Source organism: Caulobacter sp. UC70_42, from assembly GCF_044056025.1.
Classification (GTDB): Bacteria; Pseudomonadota; Alphaproteobacteria; order Caulobacterales; family Caulobacteraceae; genus Caulobacter.
On sequence record NZ_CP171994.1, the window covers coordinates 5,083,596 to 5,102,806 of the forward strand.

Annotated in this window: 15 protein-coding genes and 5 pseudogenes; 10 read left to right on the forward strand and 10 right to left on the reverse strand. The window is 66.6% G+C overall.

Annotated elements, in window-relative coordinates; translation table 11 throughout:
* Positions 1–13: 13 nt before the first annotated feature.
* The 4 genes and pseudogenes from ACHMW8_RS25575 to ACHMW8_RS25590 all read left to right on the forward strand — a co-directional run.
* Positions 14–151 (forward strand): annotated as a pseudogene (locus ACHMW8_RS25575) (hypothetical protein); the annotation flags it as partial.
* Positions 152–177: 26 nt separating this feature from the next.
* Complete coding sequence (gene clpS, locus ACHMW8_RS25580) at positions 178–507, forward strand: ATP-dependent Clp protease adapter ClpS (RefSeq protein ID WP_013079900.1); 330 nt, start codon at positions 178–180, stop codon at positions 505–507.
* A 10-nt stretch (positions 508–517) separates the two neighbouring features.
* Positions 518–2,850 (forward strand): annotated as a pseudogene (gene clpA / locus ACHMW8_RS25585) (ATP-dependent Clp protease ATP-binding subunit ClpA).
* A 184-nt stretch (positions 2,851–3,034) separates the two neighbouring features.
* On the forward strand, positions 3,035–4,471 hold the full coding sequence (locus ACHMW8_RS25590) for an alpha/beta fold hydrolase (protein ID WP_395444196.1): 1,437 nt from the start codon (positions 3,035–3,037) through the stop codon (positions 4,469–4,471).
* 195 nt (positions 4,472–4,666) lie between these two features.
* Here the strand turns inward: ACHMW8_RS25590 and ACHMW8_RS25595 are convergent, their stop codons facing one another.
* Positions 4,667–5,101 carry an HIT family protein gene (locus ACHMW8_RS25595; protein ID WP_395444197.1) on the reverse strand — a complete coding sequence of 145 codons (435 nt, stop codon included), beginning with the start codon at positions 5,099–5,101 and terminating at the stop codon, positions 4,667–4,669.
* 53 nt (positions 5,102–5,154) lie between these two features.
* Between ACHMW8_RS25595 and ACHMW8_RS25600 the strand changes: the two genes are divergently transcribed.
* Both ACHMW8_RS25600 and ACHMW8_RS25605 read left to right on the forward strand, forming a co-directional pair.
* Positions 5,155–5,736, forward strand: coding sequence for a DUF4287 domain-containing protein (locus ACHMW8_RS25600; RefSeq protein ID WP_395444198.1), 582 nt, complete (start codon positions 5,155–5,157; stop codon positions 5,734–5,736).
* Between the two features lie 62 nt (positions 5,737–5,798).
* Positions 5,799–6,287, forward strand: a complete 489-nt coding sequence (locus ACHMW8_RS25605; RefSeq protein WP_125159348.1) for a pyridoxamine 5'-phosphate oxidase family protein — start codon at positions 5,799–5,801, stop codon at positions 6,285–6,287.
* A gap of 73 nt (positions 6,288–6,360) precedes the next feature.
* Here ACHMW8_RS25605 and ACHMW8_RS25610 read toward each other — a convergent pair whose 3' ends face one another.
* From ACHMW8_RS25610 to ACHMW8_RS25625, 4 genes and pseudogenes are all read right to left on the reverse strand, one after another.
* Entirely contained in the window at positions 6,361–7,533 is a 1,173-nt protein-coding gene (locus ACHMW8_RS25610; protein ID WP_395444199.1) for a GNAT family N-acetyltransferase, read from the reverse strand.
* A complete protein-coding gene (locus ACHMW8_RS25615) occupies positions 7,530–8,303 on the reverse strand; it encodes a glycerophosphodiester phosphodiesterase (protein ID WP_125159350.1) in 774 nt (257 codons plus the stop codon). Before ACHMW8_RS25615 ends, ACHMW8_RS25610 begins: the two co-directional genes overlap by 4 nt.
* Positions 8,303–8,763 (reverse strand): annotated as a pseudogene (locus ACHMW8_RS25620) (RidA family protein). The gene ACHMW8_RS25615 and the pseudogene ACHMW8_RS25620 overlap by 1 nt, the downstream one beginning before the upstream one ends.
* Before the next feature lie 129 nt (positions 8,764–8,892).
* Positions 8,893–9,327, reverse strand: a complete 435-nt coding sequence (locus ACHMW8_RS25625) for a phasin family protein (protein ID WP_125159352.1) — start codon at positions 9,325–9,327, stop codon at positions 8,893–8,895.
* 321 nt (positions 9,328–9,648) lie between these two features.
* Between ACHMW8_RS25625 and ACHMW8_RS25630 the strand changes: the two are divergent.
* Together ACHMW8_RS25630 and ACHMW8_RS25635 are read left to right on the forward strand one after the other, a co-directional pair.
* Positions 9,649–10,383, forward strand: a pseudogene (locus ACHMW8_RS25630) (D-alanyl-D-alanine carboxypeptidase family protein); the annotation flags it as partial.
* Between the two features lie 358 nt (positions 10,384–10,741).
* Positions 10,742–10,966: an SPOR domain-containing protein gene (locus ACHMW8_RS25635; protein WP_395446057.1), complete on the forward strand. Its 225-nt coding sequence runs from the start codon at positions 10,742–10,744 to the stop codon at positions 10,964–10,966.
* Between the two features lie 57 nt (positions 10,967–11,023).
* On the opposite strand, the gene ACHMW8_RS25640 is transcribed toward ACHMW8_RS25635, so the two are convergent.
* The 3 genes from ACHMW8_RS25640 to ACHMW8_RS25650 all read right to left on the reverse strand — a co-directional run bounded on the left by ACHMW8_RS25640 (position 11,024) and on the right by ACHMW8_RS25650 (position 13,851).
* On the reverse strand, positions 11,024–12,253 hold the full coding sequence (locus ACHMW8_RS25640) for a PLP-dependent aminotransferase family protein (RefSeq protein ID WP_395444200.1): 1,230 nt from the start codon (positions 12,251–12,253) through the stop codon (positions 11,024–11,026).
* A 170-nt stretch (positions 12,254–12,423) separates the two neighbouring features.
* A complete protein-coding gene (locus ACHMW8_RS25645) occupies positions 12,424–12,858 on the reverse strand; it encodes a J domain-containing protein (protein ID WP_395444201.1) in 435 nt (144 codons plus the stop codon).
* Positions 12,859–13,014: 156 nt separating this feature from the next.
* Complete coding sequence (locus ACHMW8_RS25650; protein WP_125159356.1) at positions 13,015–13,851, reverse strand: division plane positioning ATPase MipZ; 837 nt, start codon at positions 13,849–13,851, stop codon at positions 13,015–13,017.
* A gap of 195 nt (positions 13,852–14,046) precedes the next feature.
* Here ACHMW8_RS25650 and panC point away from each other — a divergent pair.
* Positions 14,047–14,897: pseudogene (gene panC, locus ACHMW8_RS25655) on the forward strand (pantoate--beta-alanine ligase).
* Between the two features lie 188 nt (positions 14,898–15,085).
* Here panC and ACHMW8_RS25660 read toward each other — a convergent pair.
* Positions 15,086–15,487 carry a DUF1489 family protein gene (locus ACHMW8_RS25660; protein ID WP_395444202.1) on the reverse strand — a complete coding sequence of 134 codons (402 nt, stop codon included), beginning with the start codon at positions 15,485–15,487 and terminating at the stop codon, positions 15,086–15,088.
* 551 nt (positions 15,488–16,038) lie between these two features.
* Here ACHMW8_RS25660 and ACHMW8_RS25665 point away from each other — a divergent pair.
* Complete coding sequence (locus ACHMW8_RS25665) at positions 16,039–16,974, forward strand: TraB/GumN family protein (RefSeq protein ID WP_395444203.1); 936 nt, start codon at positions 16,039–16,041, stop codon at positions 16,972–16,974.
* Positions 16,975–17,466: 492 nt separating this feature from the next.
* Here ACHMW8_RS25665 and ACHMW8_RS25670 read toward each other — a convergent pair whose 3' ends face one another.
* Positions 17,467–18,765 (reverse strand): DUF418 domain-containing protein, encoded by a 1,299-nt coding sequence (locus tag ACHMW8_RS25670; protein ID WP_395444204.1) that lies wholly within the window; start codon positions 18,763–18,765, stop codon positions 17,467–17,469.
* Between the last annotated feature and the right edge of the window lie 446 nt (positions 18,766–19,211).

The following is a 19,211-nucleotide window of genomic DNA, read 5'->3' on the forward strand; positions in this document are numbered from 1 at the left end:
CGCCAAGCTTTGGGAACCGTTCGCTGGCGGCCTTCGCTCTCCCAATCGTGAAGCCGTTTTCCGAGGCGCCCCTGTGTTAAAGCGGCGCAGACGCGTCTCGGGCTCTTCCAAAGCCGTCGCGTTTCCATATCTAATTCAGACAGGCGGGTGATTTGCCCGCCGGGAGAGAACAAGTCGATGGCCGAGCGGAAGCAAGGCGGACAAAGCAACGGCGCTGGGTCGTCGGTCGTCACGGAAGTGAAGCCGAAGACGCAGAAGCCTTCGCTATATCGAGTTCTGATTCTCAACGACGACTACACTCCCATGGAGTTCGTCGTTTACGTGCTCGAACGGTTCTTCAACAAGTCGCGTGAAGACGCCACGCGCATCATGCTCCACGTCCATCAGAACGGCGTGGGGGTGTGCGGCGTCTACACTTACGAAGTCGCAGAGACCAAGGTCGCGCAAGTCATCGACTCGGCGCGACGTCATCAGCACCCCCTGCAGTGCACCATGGAAAAGGACTGAGGAGCCCCCATTGCCCTCTTTTTCGCGCCCCCTGGAAGAGTCCCTGCATCGCGCCGTCGCCTACGCCAACCAGCGTAAGCACGAGTACGCGACGCTGGAGCATCTTCTGCTCTCCCTGACCGACGACGAGGACGCCGCCGGAGTCATGCGTGCGTGCGATGTCGATCTCACCGCGCTGAAGAAGAGCCTCTCGAACTATCTCGACGTCGAACTGGCCTCGCTGGTCGTCGACGACGACGAGGACGCCAAGCCGACCGCCGGCTTCCAGCGCGTGATCCAGCGCGCGGTGATCCACGTCCAGTCGTCGGGCCGCGAAGAAGTGACGGGCGCCGAACGTCCTGGTCGCCATCTTCTCCGAACGCGAAAGCCACGCCGCCTACTTCCTGCAGGAGCAGGACATGACGCGGTACGACGCGGTCAACTTCATCGCCCATGGCATCGCCAAGAAGGCCGGCGCCTCGGAGCCCAAGAACGTCAAGGGCGCCAACGCCGGCTCGAACGCGACCGAGGACGACGGTGAGAAGCCGAACGCCAAGACGGGCGGCGAGGCCCTGGAAGCCTATTGCGTCGACCTCAACGAAAAGGCCCGCCAGGGCAAGGTCGACCCGCTGATCGGCCGCGCGAACGAAGTGGAACGCGCGATCCAGATCCTGTGCCGTCGCACCAAGAACAACCCGCTGCTGGTCGGAGATCCCGGCGTCGGCAAGACCGCCATCGCCGAAGGTCTCGGCCCGGAAGATCATCACCAACCAGGTCCCCGAAGTCCTGGCCGGCGCCACCATCTACTCGCTCGACATGGGCGCGCTGCTGGCCGGCACCCGCTATCGCGGCGACTTCGAGGAACGCGTCAAGCAGGTGGTCAAGGAACTGGAGAACCACCCGAACGCGGTGCTGTTCATCGACGAGATCCACACCGTGATCGGCGCCGGCGCGACCAGCGGCGGGGCGATGGACGCCTCCAACCTGCTGAAGCCGGCCCTGGCCTCGGGCAGCCTGCGCTGCATGGGCTCGACCACCTACAAGGAGTTCCGCCAGCACTTCGAGAAGGATCGGGCCCTGGTCCGTCGCTTCCAGAAGATCGACGTGAACGAGCCGTCGGTGGACGACACCGTCAAGATCCTCAAGGGGCTGAAGAGCTACTACGAGGACTTCCACAAGCTGAAGTACACGAACGACGCCATCAAGGTGGCCGTCGAGCTGTCGGCCAAGTACATCACCGACCGCAAGCTGCCCGACAAGGCGATCGACGTGATCGACGAGGCGGGCGCTGGCCAGATGCTGTTGCCGGAAGGCCGCCGCAAGAAGGTCCTGGGCGTCAAGGAGATCGAAGCCGTCGTGGCCAAGATCGCCCGTATCCCGCCCAAGTCGGTCAGCAAGTCGGACACCGAGGCGCTGAAGGAGCTGGAAACGGACCTGAAGCGCGCCGTGTTCGGTCAGGACGACGCGATCCTGCAGCTGTCCTCGGCCATGAAGCTGGCGCGCGCTGGTCTTCGCGACGCGGACAAGCCGATCGGCTCGTTCCTGTTCAGCGGCCCCACCGGCGTCGGCAAGACCGAAGCCGCCAAGCAGCTGGCCCAGACCCTGGGCATCGAGATGATCCGCTTCGACATGTCCGAGTACATGGAACGCCATACCGTGAGCCGCCTGATCGGCGCCCCTCCCGGCTATGTCGGCTATGACCAGGGCGGCCAGCTGACCGACGCCGTCGATCAGCACCCGCACGCGGTCGTGCTGCTCGACGAAATCGAGAAGGCTCACCAGGACGTCTACAACATCCTGCTGCAGGTCATGGACCACGGGGTTCTGACCGACTCCAACGGCAAGAAGGTCGATTTCCGCAACGTGGTCCTGATCATGACCACCAATGCGGGCGCCTCGGACGCCCAACGCCAGTCCATCGGCTTTGGTCGCGACAAGGTGGTCGGCGAGGAAGAGGCCGCCCTCAAGCGCCTGTTCACGCCGGAATTCCGCAACCGCCTCGACGCGGTCGTGGCCTTCAAGCCGCTGACGCCGGAGATCATCCGTCAGGTCGTGCAGAAGTTCGTCATGCAGATGGAGGCCCAGCTGGCCGACCGGAACGTGACGATCTCGCTGAGCGACGACGCGGCCGACTGGCTGGCCAAGAACGGCTTCGACGAGCTCTACGGCGCCCGGCCGCTGGGTCGCGTCATCCAGGAGCACATCAAGAAGCCCCTGGCCGACGACATCCTGTTCGGACGCCTTGTCCGCGGCGGCCACGTCAGGGTGGTCCTCGAGAACGGCAAGATCGCCTTCGAAATCGAAGGCGCGCCCGACCCGAAGGCCAGCAAGACCGACGAAGCCGAGCCGGCTCTGGTCGAATAGGCTTAAGTCGAAAGACCTAGCGAAGGGCCCGGAGCGATCCGGGCCCTTTTTTCGTTTAGCGAGCCAAGACTGACCTTCCTTACAGCCTCGGCGGGGCTGATCCTGCAATCGAACCTGACTCTACCGTAACTTGCCCCTCATCCCCCGCTCCGCGACAGTGCGTCGGCGTGAGGGGACAAGTCGTATGAAGATCGTGCTGGCGGCCGCGTTCGGGGCCTTTCTCGTCTTGCCTGCGACGGCCCAGGCCCAGACCTCCTCTCCATCGCTGGGTCGCTTCGAACCGGGTCCCTGCCCCGTCGAGACGGCGCCTGGCGAGAAGATCGACTGCGGCATGCTGGTCGTCCCCGAAAACCGCGCCAAGCCTGGCAGTCGCTCGATCCGCCTCCCGGTCGTGATCCAGCGCAGCCGTTCGACCACGCCCGCCAAGGATCCCGTCCTGTTCATGCCCGGCGGTCCTGGCGTCACCAGCATGACCAATGCCCGCTCGGGCAAGGGCAATCCGTTCCTGGAAACCCGCGACCACATCCTGCTGGAGCCACGCGGCGGCCACGCCGCCCAGCCGGCGCTGGAGTGCCCGGAGGTGGCGGCGACCCGCGAGGCGCCCCTTCCAAGCCAGCGCTGCTTACCCCAGGCGGCGACGACCTGCCGCGCCCGGCTGGTCGCCGCCGGCGTCGATCTGGATGGCTATACCAGCGCCGAGACCGCCGACGACATCGAGGCCGCCCGCGTCGCCCTCGGCTATGACAAGCTGAACCTCTACAGCCTGTCGTATGGCGGCCGCTTGGCCCTGACCGTCCTGCGCCGCCATCCAAGCAGCGTTCGGGCCGTCGTGCTGGACTCGCCCCTGCCGCCGCATGTCAACTACGACGAGGCCGCCACCGCCAACCTTCGCCGAGCCTTCAACATGGTGCTGGACGGCTGCGCGACCGATCCGGCCTGTTCGCGCGCCTATCCGGATCTTTCGGCCCGCTTCAACGCACTGGTCACCGGCGCCGATCGCAAGCCGCTGATGATCGATGGCCAAGCCGTGCGCGGCGCTCAAGTGGTCGACGCCCTGGCTGGCGCGCTGGGCGACCCGAAGACCGCGCCTCTGCTGCCTCGGATCATCGCCGCGGCCGCCGCGGGTCACACCGCTGAACTCACACCGCTGGTCGCGCGCGCCAAGACCTCGTCAGGCTTCGCCTGGGGTCTGCGCCTGTCGGTCTGGTGCGCAGAGGAAATGCCGTTCGAGGATCCAGCCCGCGTCGCCGACCAGGTCTCGTCCCGCCACGGTCTGGGCGGCGTCGACGCGCGCACCGTCGCGCCCGAGGTCTGCCAAGCCTGGAAAGTCGCCCCCGCCCCGGCGATCGAAAACACCAGGGTGAAAAGCGACGTCCCGGTGTTGATCTTCGCTGGCGACCTCGACGCCAGCACCCCGCCGGCATGGGGCAGGAGCTTGCTGGCCGACCTGCCCAACGCCCAGTTCATCCTGATGTCGGGCCGCGCCCACGGGGCCTCGTTCAACGCCTGCGCGGGCCGCATGACCGTGGCCTTCATCAACGATCCGACCAAGCCGCTGGACACCCGCTGCGTCGCCCAGCAGCGCGGCCCCGACTGGAGCCTGTCGGCCGCGAAACCCTAGACGCGCAGGTAGAGTTCGCCGACGCGGGCAGCAGATGCTCGGCGCGGTTGGCGTCCAGGTCGACGGGATCGAAGACTTCCAGCCCAAGGTCTCAGGCTAAATGCGTTCCATCGAAACCCGGGACTAAACACCTAGAGGTCTCAGCCCGTTTGCGCCTACCCGACCTAACGTGTCACCTTGAAAGCTGTGTCGCGTTTAGAGCGCCGCCGAAATCTCCGCCGCCAGGGCTTTCAGCTCCTCGACATCGGCCATGCCGCCTTCGCCGTGTCGGCCCAGGGCCTCGCCCTCGTAGCGCGGGATGACGTGGAAATGCAGGTGGAAGATCGTCTGGCCGGCCGGGGCGCCGTTGAACTGGGTGACCACCACGCCGTCGGGCTTCAGGGCCGCGACCACGGCGCGCGTAAGCTTCTGGGTGGCCGCGGCGAGGTCGCTGAGCACCTCGGGTTCGACCTCAAGGAGATTGCGCGCCTGGCTGATCTTGGAGATCACCAGGGCGTGGCCGCGCGACTGCGGGAAGACATCCATGAAGGCCAGGACCTTGTCGTCCTCGAACAGCTTCACGCTGGGGATCTCGCCGCGGATGATCTTGGCGAAGATGTTGTCGGCGTCGTAGCGTCCGTCGAGGCTCATGACCGTCTCCTGTTGGATGACTGGTCGTAGCAAACCGGGGGACGCGCGCAACCATGGACACCCAGCCAAAGGGCCTGACGGAGCAGCAACGGAAGTGGTTCGCCTCGGTCAAGGCCAACCTGGAGCGCGAGACCGGCAAGACCCTGGACGAATGGGTCGAGATCGTCCGTCGCGAGTGCCAGGAGATCAGGCCGCGCGCCCGCGCCGACTGGCTGAAGGCGACCTATGGCGTCGGCCAGAACCGCGCGGCCGCCATCTTCTCGGTCGCCTTTCCGTCCGAAATGGGCTGGGACGACGCCGACGGCCTGCGCGCGGCGCTGTGGACCGATCCGGCCTCGACGGCGATCCTGGAGGCGGTCGAGACCGCCGTCGCCGATTTTCCGGACCTGGTCATGGGCCAGCGCAAGGGCTTCACGGCCTGGTCGCGCAAGGCGCAGTTCGCGGCCCTGAAGCCGGTGAAGGGCGGCGCGGCGATGCTGGGCCTGGCCGTGGCGCCCGACGCCGCCCCAGGCCTTCTTGAGCCCAGGAACGAAGGCTGGTCCGAACGTCTGAAGGCCAAGCTTCCACTGGCCTCGCCCGCCGAGGTCGATGACGCGGTCAAAGCGCTGCTGAAGGCCGCCTGGGAGCGGTCCTGAACCTTCACCCTGGGAACGGCGTCTCGACCTCGCCGTTGGTCTTCGCGAACAAGGAGACCACAATGTCCAACGACGCTGATCTGGCCGAAAAATTCTGGAAGGCGCTGAAGTCCGACCGCACCGTGATGCTGGGCCTGCCCGACGTCGAAGGCGGTCGCGCCCAGCCGATGACCGCGATCATCGAAGGCGACCATTCGGGCCCGATCTGGATCTTCAGCGCGGTCGACGTCGATCTCGTCCAGGCTGTCGAGGGCCAGACACGCGACGCGCTGCTGCACTTCGCCTCCAAGGGACACGAGGTCTTCGCCACCGTCGACGGGTCATTGCGGATCGACAACGACCGCACCACCATCGAGCGCCTGTGGAACCCCTTCGTCGCGGCCTGGTACGAGGGCAAGGACGATCCGAAGCTGCGCCTGCTGCGCTTCGAACCGGGCGACGCCCAGATCTGGCTGAACGAACACAGCCTGTTCGCGGGCGTGAAGATGCTGCTCGGGGTCGACCCGAAGACGGACTACAAGGACAAGGTCGGTGAAGTGCGGCTGAGTTAGGCCGCATCCCAACAGCTCTCGTCATTCCGGAAGCCTCGCGGAGGCTGTCCGGGATGGCGGGCCGCGCGGCGCGCTATCGCTCTTCCCTGAACGGCGAATACTCTTCCGTCAGCATGGCGATGTCGCTCTCGACCGCCTCGCGCTCGCGCTCGAGGTAGCGCGCCACCGGCTCGCGCAACGCCGGGTCGGCGATCCAGTGGGCCGAATAGACCGCGCTGGGCAGATACCCGCGGGCGATCTTGTGCTGGCCCTGCGCCCCGGCCTCGACGTGCGGCAGGCCCAGCCGGATCGCGTGTTCGATGGCCTGATAGTAGCAGAGCTCGAAATGCAGGAACGGCACGTCCTCGGTGCAGCCCCAGTGGCGGCCGTAGAGACAGTCGCGGCCCAGCAGATTCAGCGCCCCCGCGATCCACGGTCCGCCCGGCCGCCGGGCCAGGATCAGCAGCACCTTATCGGCCATCCGCGCGTGCAGCATCGAGAAGAAGCGGCGGTTGAGATACGGCCTTCCCCACTTCCTCGATCCCGTGTCCATGTAGAAGCCATAGAAGGCGTCCCAGTGATCCTCGGTCAGGTCGTCGCCGGTCAGGGCCACGATCTCCAAGCCATCCTGGGCGTCGCGGCGTTCGCGGCGGATGGTCTTGCGGCGATTGGCCGACAGGGCCGCCAGGAAGTCGTCGAAGGTCGCGTAGCCCCGGTTTTCCCAATGGTACTGCTGGTCCTGACGCAACAGCATGCCGCGCTCGCCCATCCAGGCCCACTCGTCCTCCACCGGGAAGGTCACGTGCAGCGACGAGGCGCCCATCCGCTCGCACAGGGTCAGGGCTCCGCCCAGCAGGGCCGAGCGCCCTTCATCGACATCGACCCCTGGCCGCACGATCAGCCGCGAGCCGGTGACCGGCGAGAACGGCGAAGAGCACTGGAGCTTTGGGTAGTACCGGCCGCCTGCCCGCTCGTACGCGTCGGCCCAGGCGTGGTCGAAAACATATTCGCCCTGACTGTGGGACTTCAGATAGAGCGGCATGACACCAGCGACGACGTCGTTCTCGTCCAGAACCGAGAGGTGTTGCGGCGCCCAGCCGGCGCGCGCGCCGACGCAGCCGCTTTCCTCCAGGATCGACAGGAAGTCGTAGCTGATGAACGGATCACCGGTGGGGTTCGCGCAGGCGTCCCAGGCGTCCTTGCCGATCTCGGCGATCTCGCGATGGACGCGAACCGCCGACTGGACGCCCACCGGGCCCGAACTCACGCCGTGAAGCCCTCGAAGATCAGGTTGTCGCAATGGTCGCGCACGCCTTCCCACTGGTCGGGCGAGCGGACCGTCCAGGCGACGATCGGCATGCCCTTGGCGCGATATAGGTCGGCGCGCGGGCTGGGCAACATGTCCAGGCCCAGGGCCAGGAAATCGGGCCGCGCCAGCTCCACCTGCTCCAGGGCCGCCAGCGACTTGCGCATTTCCGGGGCCAGCTTGCGGGCGCTGTCGTCGTTCCAGCCATAGCTGTCCAGGCCGCGCAGAATCTGCGGGTGGTGGTCGGCGAACCAGGCGTGGGAGTACGGATTGAAGCCGATCACGGCGGTCGGGCCGTTGTGGTCGACCAGCACGTCGGTGACCCGCTTCTCCAGCGGCCCGACCTCGCCGAAGGGCGTCTTCAGCTCGATGAACACCATGGCGCGGTGGCCGATCATGGTCAGCGTATCGGCCAGGGTCGGGATGGTCTCATCCGTGCCGTTCAAGGCCATGGCGCCGAGCTCGGCCGCGGTATGGTCGCGCAGACGGCCTTCGTGGCCGGTCATGCGTTCCAGGCGCTCGTCGTGGAAGACCACGGCCTCGCCATCGGCGGTCAGCTGGACGTCCAGCTCGATGCCGTAGCCGCCCGCGCAGGCGGCCTGGAAGGCGGCCAGGGAGTTCTCCGGCGCCCCGTCTGGGGTCCACAGGCCGCGATGGGCCACCGGCGGATCGAAAAGGCGCTCCCAGGCCTCGCCGAAGACATCGGTCGACGGACGTTCGCGCGAGCGCATCAGGCGATCTCCACCACCGCGTCGACCTCGACCGCGAAGCCGAGGGGCAGACGATAGACGCCCACCGCCGAGCGGGCGTGGCGGCCCGCGTCGCCCAGCGCCTCGACCATCAGGTCCGAGCAGCCGTTGATGACCTTGGGGATGTCGATGAAGTCCGGACCGGCCTGGACGAAGCCGCCCAGCTTGACGACGCGGACAACGCGGTCCAGATCGCCATCGCAGGCGGCCTTCATCTGGGCCAGCAGGTTGATCCCGCAGATGCGAGCCGCCTTCTGGGCGGTCTCCAGGTCGACGTCGACCCGACCGTGCCCTTCACGCCGCCGTCGGCGTCCAGCGAGATCTGGCCGGAGATGTGGACGAGGTTTCCGGTCCGGACGAAGGTCACGTAGTTGGCCACCGGCGCCACGGGCTGAGGCAGCTCGATCCCAATCGCCTTCAGGCGTTCCTCGACCTTCGACATGCACGCGCTCCAATGAACTGTTGGGGCATGCTTAACGCGCCGTGTGAGCGCGCAAAAGGAAAAAGGGCCCGGACCTTCCGGTCCGAGCCCTTCAACGCGGTGCTTTCGCCAGCGTTCTGAAAGCTGCTCTTAGCGAGCGGCTTGGAACTTCTCGACGGCGGCGGTCATGCGCTCGTTCAGCGGCTTGACCGAGTCCTTGATCGAGGCCGAGACGATCTCCGAGGCCTTGCTGACCTGGGCGATGTAGGCTTCCAGAGCCGACTTGGCCCAAGCGGTCTGCAGCTCGACGGCTTCCTGCACGCTCTTGGCGGCGGCCAGCGACTTGGCGGCGGCGACCTGGTCCTCGGCGGCCTTCTTGCCGTAGGCGAAGGTCTGGGCGCCCAGGGCTTCGGCGCCCTTGGTGGCGGCGGTCACCGAGGCGACGACGGCTTCCAGGTTCTTCTTCGAGTGAGTGTTGGCTTCGGCCAGGGCGGCCAGCGACTTCTCGACGCCGTCCTTGAACGCTTGGTTCGAGGCGGTGCTGAATTGTTCGACGGTGTTCTTGACGGTTTCGGCGGCGGCCATGGGAATTCTCCTGGGGAGGGAACTGAGGCGAGAAGATCGGGCGGGGCGAATGAACGAGCTGCAACTCGCCCATCTGCGCTTGGAACACCGCGGTTCTCTCATGTTGCAGTGCAGCAGTCAATGATTTTGTGCAGCGCACCATGACGTAGCGTCATGGACGACCAAGCTGCAGCATCGGCGCCGCGCGCCTGATATTTTCGCGCATGCGGCAAGATCGCTCACCAGTTGTTTACTTTAGCGAAAGGCGGCTTCCGTCATGCTACTGGTCACGCGTGTGGCGGTGCGAAACCGCCTCCCAGTTCAAATGACGGACGTCGCTTCATGTTCGCCAAGCTTACCGCCGCCCGTTCCCTGTTCGCCGTCGCCGGCCTGGCGCTCTCGTGCCTGTTCGGCGCGGTCGCCCCGACCCCGGCCTCGGCGGCCATACCCTATCTGCAGCTGAACGCTCAGGAGCCGAAGTACGCGGCGATCGTGATCGACGCGAATTCGGGCGAAGTCCTTTACGACAAAAGGGCCGACAGCCCTCGCTACCCCGCCTCGGTCACCAAGGTGATGACCCTGTACCTGACCTTCGAGGCGCTGAGCGAAGGCCGCCTGAAGCTGACGGACCGGGTCGTCATGTCGCCCCGCGCAGCCGCCCAGGCTCCGACCAAGATCGGCCTTTCGCCGGGCGACAGCCTCTCGGTCGACGAGGCCATCAAGGCCATGACCGTCAAGTCGGCCAACGACGTCGCCGTGGCCATGGCCGAACGACTCGCCGGCAGCGAGTCGCGATTCGCCGCCCTGATGACCCTGCGCGGTCAGGAACTGGGCATGCGCAACAGCCGCTTCGTCAACGCGTCGGGCCTGCCCGACAGCCGTCAGATCTCGACCGCTCGCGACCTGGCCATCCTGTCCCGCGCCACCATGCGCGACTTCCCGCAGTACTACAGCTACTTCTCGGTGAAGGGCTTCTACTTCCGGGGCAACTACATCAAGGGCCACAACCGCCTGCTGGACAGCATGGACGGCTTCGACGGCCTGAAGACCGGCTACACCAACGCCTCGGGCTTCAACCTCGCCGGCTCGGCCGTGCGCGACGGCCGCCGCCTGATCGCCGTGGTCCTGGGCGGCCCCTCGACCGCCTGGCGCGACAACAACATGGAAGACCTGCTGCTGACCGGCTTCGACGTCATGAAGCGCCGGTCGCGCGGCGAACGCACCAGCATCGCCGCCAACATCTATGAGGAAGAGCCCTCGGGCCCGATCGAGCGTCCGTCGACCGAACAGGGTGACGGCGACCAGGCCGGGCTGCGGATCGTCCTGACCGAGAACCCGCGCAACCCGGGCCCGGTGAAGGTCTCCCCCCACCCTGCGCGGCGCCCAGGAGGCCGCCAAGCCGAAAGCCGCCAAGAAGCCGAAGGGCGAATGGAGCGTGCAGGTCGGCGCCTTCAAGTCCAAGTCGCTGGCCAACGACCAGCTGAAGCTGGTCCGCGGCCGCTTCGCCAAGATGGTCGCCGACGCCGAGGGCGCCGTCGAGGGCGCGGCCGGCGGCGCGTTCCGCGCCCAGTTCCAGGGCCTGACCTCGGACGCCGCCCGCGAGGTCTGCTCGGCCCTGAAGGCCAAGCGGATGCCCTGCATGGTGCTGTCGCCGCGCTGAGCAGACCCCCACCGATGAACAACAAACCCCGGAGGGCGACCTCCGGGGTTTTCCTTTCTAGGCCTCGGCCATCACTCTTGAGATCAGTCGCGCCAGCCGTCCCACGCCTTCCTCGATCTGGGCGTCGGTCGGCAGCGAATAGCTGAGGCGGATGGCGTTGGCGGTCTTCACCTCGGCGAAGAACGGCGCGCCGGGCACGAAGGCCACGCGCTCCTCCGCGATGGCCCGCGCCAGCAGGGCCGCGCCGTCGATCCCTTCCGGCAGGTTGATCCACACGAACATGCCGCCTTCCGGATGCGACCAGGTCACCCCCTTGGGCATGGTCCGCTCCAGGGCGGCCAGCATCACGCGCCCCTTGGCGCCATAGGCGCCGCGCAGACGGTGCAGGTGCTGGTCATAGCCTTCCGAGACCGCGCGATGGGCGACCATCTGGTTGATCGTCGAGACATGCAGGTCCGCGCCCTGCTTCAGCAGAACCAGCTTCTCGATGACCGGCTTGGGCCCGCAGACCCAACCGATGCGCAGAGCCGGCGACAGGGTCTTGGACAGGGTGCCCAGGAACAGGGTGCGCGCATTGTCGATCCCGCCAGAGCGGGCGATATCGAGCGACAGGAGCGTCGGGGTCGGCTCGCCGGCGAAGCGCAGTTCGCGATAGGCCGCGTCCTCGATCAGGGTCATGTCCAGCGACCGGGCCAGATCCAGCAGGGCCTCGCGCTCGGCCAGGGTCAGGCTGACGCCGGTCGGGTTGGCGAAGTCGGGGACGAAATAGCCCAGCGCGCCGCGCGGCAGGTCGGTCTCCTCGCCTCGCAACGCCGCCTCCGGCAGGTCGCGATAGGTCGGCTGGTAGCCGTTGAAGGCCTGCAGCGCGCCCAGATAGGTCGGCCGCGCCACCACCACAGTGTCGCCCGGACTGATGAACAGCTTGCCGATCAGGTCCAGCGCCTGCTGCGAGCCAGCGGTCAGCATGATGTTATGCGGCGCGCAGGGCATGCCGTCGCGCGTCATGCGTTCGGCGATCCACTCGCGCAGCGGCAGATAGCCCTCGCTGACGGAGTACTGCAGCGCCTGGCTGGACAGGACCGGGTCGGCCAGCACGGCTTCGTACTCGGCCTGGATCCGCTCGGCGGGGAACAGGCTGGGATCGGGGATACCGCCGGCGAACGACAGGATGTCGGGCTGGTCCAGCAGCTTGAGAAGCTCGCGGATCTCGCTGGCGTGGACGCGGTCCATGCGCGCGCTGAAACGCCCGGCCCAATCGATGGCCGAAGGGGAGGTTTGGATAGTCATGGGAGGATCAAGGTCCGAAACTGAAATGACGCTTTTTAGCCGCGCGCGGCGGCCTGCTCTGAATGAAGGTCAGAGCGTCATACCGAGCAGGTCTGGCCGCCCTTCTTGCAGTAGAAGAGTGGGCGACGGCGCCAGAAGCGTTCGCGATTGATCATGGGGAAAGTCGTAGCCTAGCTTCGCCGTCTGATCAAACGATCCCGCGCGGCGTTGAGCTGGGCGGCGAGCCCCTCTGTGCCGCCCTTGTCGGGGTGAGCCATCTGGATGAGACGCATATAGGCGGCCTTGACCTCGTCCAGGGTCGCCTCGGGGCCGACGCCAAGGATGGCCCGGGCTTCGGACAGGCTGAGCTCGGCCTTGGGCGGGTGGACGATCTCGCGGCGGACGACCGGCCGGCGGCGGGCCTCGGTGACGCTCCACAGCCCGATGACGCCCAGCACGATCCCCGTGCCCCAGGACCCGCGGATCGACGCGTAGGCCGCCCCGGCGAAGGCGGCGATCGAGGCCGCGCCCGCGCCGACCCGCCAGCCGTCGCCATTCAGGAACGCGCGTCCCTTTGGCCACAGCAGGAAGACGAGGATGGCCGCGCCCAGCAGCAGGTACAGCATCGGAACTCCAGATACGAAAACGGGCGGCAGGTTACCCCTAAAGCCTGCCTGAGCAGGCTTTAGAACCAAGCATGGGAGCGCGTTCGCCGGGCGAAACCGCGCACACTTTCGCCCAACGCGCTCTCCCGCCCGCTCGTCAACTATGTAGACCCTGGCCTACTGCGCCGCCAGCAGGGTCTCGCCGGAATGGGCCGACAGTCCCAGGCTGTGCATCAGGGCGCGCAACTCCTGGCGGGCGGCCAAGTGCTGCAGCGACACCGGCACCGGCCGCACTTGCGGCGACAGGTCGGCGATGGTCAGGCCGAACGGGAACAGCTCGCGATAGATCACGCGGTCGCGCAGGCCGGGGCCGATGCGGAAGCCGACGCGCTTGGCGAGCGCCGTGAGGCGGTCCTCCAGGCGCTTGCGGTTGCGGGCCTCGGTGGTGGCCAGGCGGTTGCGCAGCACCACCCAGTCCATGGCCTGGCGCTGGCCCGACAGGGCCCGCTGCTTGCGACCTTCCCAGACGGTCAGCGAATAGAGGCTGGGCTTGATCAGATCCAAGGTCACCGGGTCGACCGTGCCCAGCATGTCGAAATCGACGAAGCTGTCGTTCATCGGCGTCACCACCAGGTCCGCGCGGCCGTGGGCCAGGCGCGTGATGGCGCTGTCGCCGCCGGGGGTGTCGATCAGGATGAAGTCGCACGCCTCGGCCGCCTTGGCGAAGGCGGCCTCGAAGCCGGCGACCTGCTCCGCCTCGCCCTTTTCGGCCAGGGCGATGTCGTTGTCGCTGAGATCCAGCGCCAACGGCATGGGCAGATCGAGCTTCTTGTTGGCGGCCCAGGCCCGGCGGTTCTCGAAGAACCGGCCCGAGGTGCGCTGGCGAAGGTCCAGGTCCAGTACGGCGACCTTGGCGCCGCCGTACAGCAGCGCGGTGACAAGGTGGACGGCGATGGTGGACTTGCCCGCACCACCCTTTTCGTTGCCGACGACGATGACGCGCGTTTCGGCCATGGCTCGATCCTCGATGCGTCGCGACTCGCGCGACCTTGGACTGAAGGTTAACACGATGTTACCGACGCCCTAGCGGGTCAACCGGCTCAATCCACAAGCATAATTGTCGCACCCCCGGCGCGGGCTGGCGCAACGGACGGTGGACCTGCGGAAGCCACGAGGCCATAAGCGCGGCCTGTCCGCGTGGAGCCCGCCATGACCCAGATCGTCCGCACCGTCGCCGAAATGCGCGAGCATGTCCGCGCGTGGAAGGCCGCCGGCCAGCGCGTGGCCCTGGTCCCGACCATGGGGGCCCTGCACGAGGGCCACCTGACCCTGATCCGCCTGGCCCAGCGGAACGCCGACCGGGTGATCGCCACCGTCTTCGTCAATCCCAAGCAGTTCGCCCCGCACGAGGACTTCGACGCCTATCCGCGCGGCGAAGCGATGGACGCCGAGAAGCTGGCCTCGGTCGGCTGCGACCTGATGTTCGCGCCCAACGGCGCGGAGATGTACGCCCCCGGCTTCGCCACGGCGATCACCGTCTCGGGCGTCTCCGAACCCCTCGAAGGCGCGGCGCGCCCGCAATTCTTCGGCGGCGTCGCCACCGTGGTGGCCAAGCTGTTCATCCAGAGCCAGGCCGACGTCGCGGTGTTCGGCGAGAAGGACTATCAGCAGCTTCAGGTGGTCAAGCGGATGACCCGCGACCTGGACATCCCCATCGAGATCATTGGCGCCCGACGGCGCGGGCCGAGGACGGCCTCGCCCTCTCCTCGCGCAACGCCTATCTGTCGGCCGAAGAGCGCGCCGCCGCCGTGGCCCTGCCGACGGCGATCAAGGCCGCGGCCGCCGCGGTCGCCGCGGGCGGTCGGATCGACGAGGCCGAGCAAGCCGCGACGGCCGCCCTGAAGGCGGCCGGCTTTGGCCAGGTCGACTATGTGGAAGTGCGCGAAGCCAGCGATCTGTCGCGCCTGGGCCCCGGCCCGATCGGTCAGGCCGACGGCCGCATCCTGGTCGCCGCGTGGCTGGGCAGGACGCGGCTGATCGACAACATGGCCGTGCGCTGAGCAGTCAGGCCTAGACCGGCTTGAGGGCGATCAGCAGACCCACGATCAGGCCCACGAACAGCATACCAACGCCCAAGGCGGCAAAACTGGCCTTCATCGTCATCCCTCCGCGATCCGTGCGACAAGATGACACCCGGCCTGGTTGCCGCTTCGCTAATAACACTCTCAAAAGTTCTCTTCGGCGAAGGTCACCAGGCGCCGAGTTCGCGCAGTTGACGGGCGAGATCGGGCGGCAGGTCGGCGGCCTCGCTTTCGCTCATGTCGGGCGGCGCGTCCTCTGGCTTCAGATAGCGCCAGCCCTGGAAGGCCCGACGCGGCTGGGGCGCCACGCGGATGATCGGCGGATCGACCGTGACCTCGCAGCGCGAGGCCGCGCCCTCCCCGACCGTATCGATGGCCAGGATCCTTTGGCGGCACAGGATCTGCCCCTTGAACACCCGATACAGCGAGCCGCCGTCCAGCACCTCGTCGATCCGCTTGGGCGTCATGCGGGTATGCATGATCCAGGGCTGGCTCTCGTCCCTGTGCCAGGCCAGGAGATCGTCAATCGTCTCGCAGCCGACGACCAGCTTGATGATGTGCAACGCCATGGGCGCTAGATAGCGCTTCAACGGGGCAAGGCAACCGAGCTGTGCGCGCCCCATTCTCGCTTGGCGGGCGAAACCGATCGACGGTCGAGATGACAGCGTTATCCCTTACGTATCGCGTTCATGTGGGGGCGTGATCCGAGCCCGGAGGGCTCCATGCCGCCGTTTCGGACGCCTTGTGGGAGGCCGTCCGCAGCGGCGGTCTTCGTTTGGGAGCTGGAGCCTTGAAGGTCGCGAGAGGTGGCCCCCGGCCTCGCCCCGCCCCAGATAGCAGGAATGAGTGGCTGCCAGGGGGGTCGGGCGTGGAGACGGGGCCACGCCGGGAACCGGACCTTGAGCCGATTCCGAAAAGCGGACCGGACGGGGGATGTTCGGGGTGGACTACGGACCTTCAGGCTGGCCTTTCCGAGCGATCGCCCGGCGCCAGGGAGCCGCCATTGGCGTGGCGGCAGGAGGCGACGTTCGGTCGTCTTCGACATGAACTAAACTTAAGGTGATGAGAAGACCGACGCATGCGAAAGCCAGTCTTAGACTGGAACGGGAGTACTGACGGCATGAAGGAACCGAGCGCGCCGTTGGCCAAGCTTGCCTTCCCGACAAGTGTCGATGCCCAGTTGCCGGACATCCAGCGCACGCGCCGCCAGTTCCTCGGCTATGGGCTCCCCGCGGCTTGCGTTGCTCTAGCTCCAAGATCGGTGCTTGCGGCCCCCAAGGCGCCGCTCTGGACTGTCGAGAAGGGCGGCAAGCGCATCTATGTTCTGGGCGAAACCCTGCCCCGCCCCGTTGACTGGCGCGCACCTGAGATCGTGACGTTGCTGGAGCGTTGCGGCCGTCTGTGGACCGAGACGAACCAGATCTACCGGCGTCCCGGTGGAGAGCTCATCAAGCAGTTTGGCATGTCGACGTCGCCTTCGCCTCTGGAGCTGCTGTCGCCGGAGCAGTTGGCCCGCTTGAAGACCGCAATGGCTCTGACCGCCGTATCCATGAACGATCTGGCCGGCGCGCGGCCGTGGCTGATCGGCGCGACGATCGAGGACGCTGGTTACCGAGCCGCGGGTCTGACCGGGAAGTCGGCCAACGCCGTTCTCAGCGCACGGGCCACCGAAATCGGGGTTCCAGTCTCGAGCGAGTTCGAGGTGAAGGACGACGTCTTTGCCTGGTTCGCCGGCATGACCCCGAAACAGGAGGCGCAGTTCCTTTGCTACGCCGTCGATGGCGCGTTGCTGGGCCGCGAAGGGTCCGAACGCATATCGACAGAATGGCTCGCGGGCCGACAGACGGCGGCGGCGGATTTTGTCGATCACGAACGTCGCGATTATCCGGAGCTTTACGCCAAGCTCACGGTCGAACGGAACCGCGCCTGGGTTCCGCGCTTCGAGACGATGCTCAACGCGCCGAAGCCGACGCTGGTCGTTGTTGGCCTCTATCACCTCGTGGGCCCGGAAAGCATGCTGGTCCAGTTACGGCGCGCCGGATTTGAGGTGATCTGAGGGCCAATCGTGCGCGGGCTCATGGGCTCGCGCGATCTGCTCTCCGCCCGTCCAGAGTTTGAGGACTCCGCTCACCAGGCCTGCGGGAAACTCCGGGAAGGTCCGTGAACACCTGGGAAACGGCGCTCGGACGGACGACGCTGAAAACTATGAGGGGGCGCTGGTGATCTAAGGCGCAAGCCGGGCGCCATCGACGATCATCCGTGTCGACCAAAAGGAAAGCCCGCTAACCGGCCGGCGGCTATTGTCCGCAACGGGTCGTTCATCGCCGGGAGCATCGCGCCAACATTCGGACATTCGGCGGCGTGGCCACGAGCGGCCCTTCCCCAGTTCGGTTCGGATGGGGAGCGGACGTGTCAGCGAGCGTGGTCAGGGGCGGAGGCTCGGGCAGGGCTAAGGTTTCTCCAGTCGAGCGGGGTCCTCGCTGTCCGATCCGGCGTTTCAGCCCGGGAGCCGTGACGTCGATGACGACGCCTCCGCAAGGTGGAGGCGTCACGAGGCCTTTATCTTCGATCGGCCATAGGAGAGCGCGCGGATCAGCCATTCGGCTGGCCCCATGGAAAACCTCTGAAGCCAAAGCAGGGCGACGGCGCCAGAGACAACCCAGATGGCGACCGAGGTCGCCATCAGTCTCGTGAAGCTCATAGCGCCAACAAGCCCGTAACCGTAGAACAGCAGGGAGGTGAGCAGCGACTGAAGGGTATAGGTCGTAAGGGACGTTCGCCCCAGCGCCCGCAACACCTTCGCGCCACCCAAGGCCCCGGACTTGAACAGCAATGTGATGATGGCGAGGTGTCCCATGGTCACGCCAAGCCGCGCAGGCTCGTATAGAAATGACCGCAGGACCGATATGGCGGGCGCCAGCCGGTTGGGGTCGAGCTCAAACCCTGTTCGCGCCATCCAAGCCAGATTTGCCACGCGCACGGATAGGCCAAAGCCGTAGCCAATCACCGCGACAAGCATATAGGTCTTGGTGGCCGCCGCTCCGGTGAGCAGTCCGGTGCGATAGAGCGCAATCCCGATGAGCATGAAGCTCAGGCACTCGACGACGCCCGGCCAACTCCACGTCGATAAGTGCCGCCAAACCCAGCCATTGGCGCTCCAGGCGATCAAACTCCTCAGATGCGTGCGTTGCTCAATCTGTTCGGCGGTATTGGAGGGGTTGGGGTAGAGCGCTTCATGAGCAGATTGAACGGCCTTGAGCGCGGCCTCTTGCGCTTCTGAAAGCGGTCGCCCCTCGGCCTTCGCGGCCGCGGCAGCCGGAGCGCTTGCATACACCTGGACCGTCTTGTTGGTGTCGTAGGCTCGTAGCCCGGAAAGACCCAGAAGCAATACCGCCGCAGCGACGCATAGCGTGCGTGGCCGGCACGGCCGAAAGGCGAGCAGGAAAAGTCCCGCAATCCCATATGTCCAGAGGATCTCCCCCGGCCACATGAAGACGGCGAACTGTGTCACGCCCATCCCAAGAAGCACGACGCAGCGCCGCGCCCAGGCGTCAATCACCCAGATCTGAGGCTGATCGCCTTCGGCGCTCTTGAGCATGAGCGCCATTCCCGCGCCGAAGAGTAACGTGAACAGGCCACGAGCCGGCCCCTCGAAGAGGAGCTGCTCCACACACCAAAGGATGCGGTCCAAGTTCCAGCGGGAGGGATACAGCAGGCCTTCGCGGTCATCGACCGTGCCCATGACGACAATATTGACCGGCAGGATCGCGCATACGGCGATCCCCCGTAGAACGTCGAGGTTGGGGAACCGCCCGTCAGCGCCTCTTGGCGCGTAGACCCCGCTCATGAACACCCCAGCCCCACGTTTGCTCTACGCCTAGGTCTAGTTGGGATGCTCAGACTGCGGAAGCGTCATGGCGACACCTTGGGTGGCAAGCCTGTAAGGCGGCTGCGGGCGCCCCGTCTCGGGCGCCGCATGCATGGCGCCAGACGGCGACGCCGCGCATCAAGGCGCAGACGGATATATCGTCCGCCAACGGGTCGGGGGCCGAAATCAGCTCCACACCCGGAAGCCGCCCCCGCCGAGCGGCGTCCGGAAGAGCATTCAGGGCGCTCCATCCCCGGCATTCGCGATCTCGGATCCAGCGAAATCAGACACTTGTCGATTTTACACGCCCCTGAACGATCGGCGTTCAGCCCGGCGCCATAATGCTTGCACCTCGTCGCGAGGAAAGGGCGCATGGCCAGCGACCGTTGCGGCGGCGGGGAGCGATCGAGCGGGCGTGCTCGTCG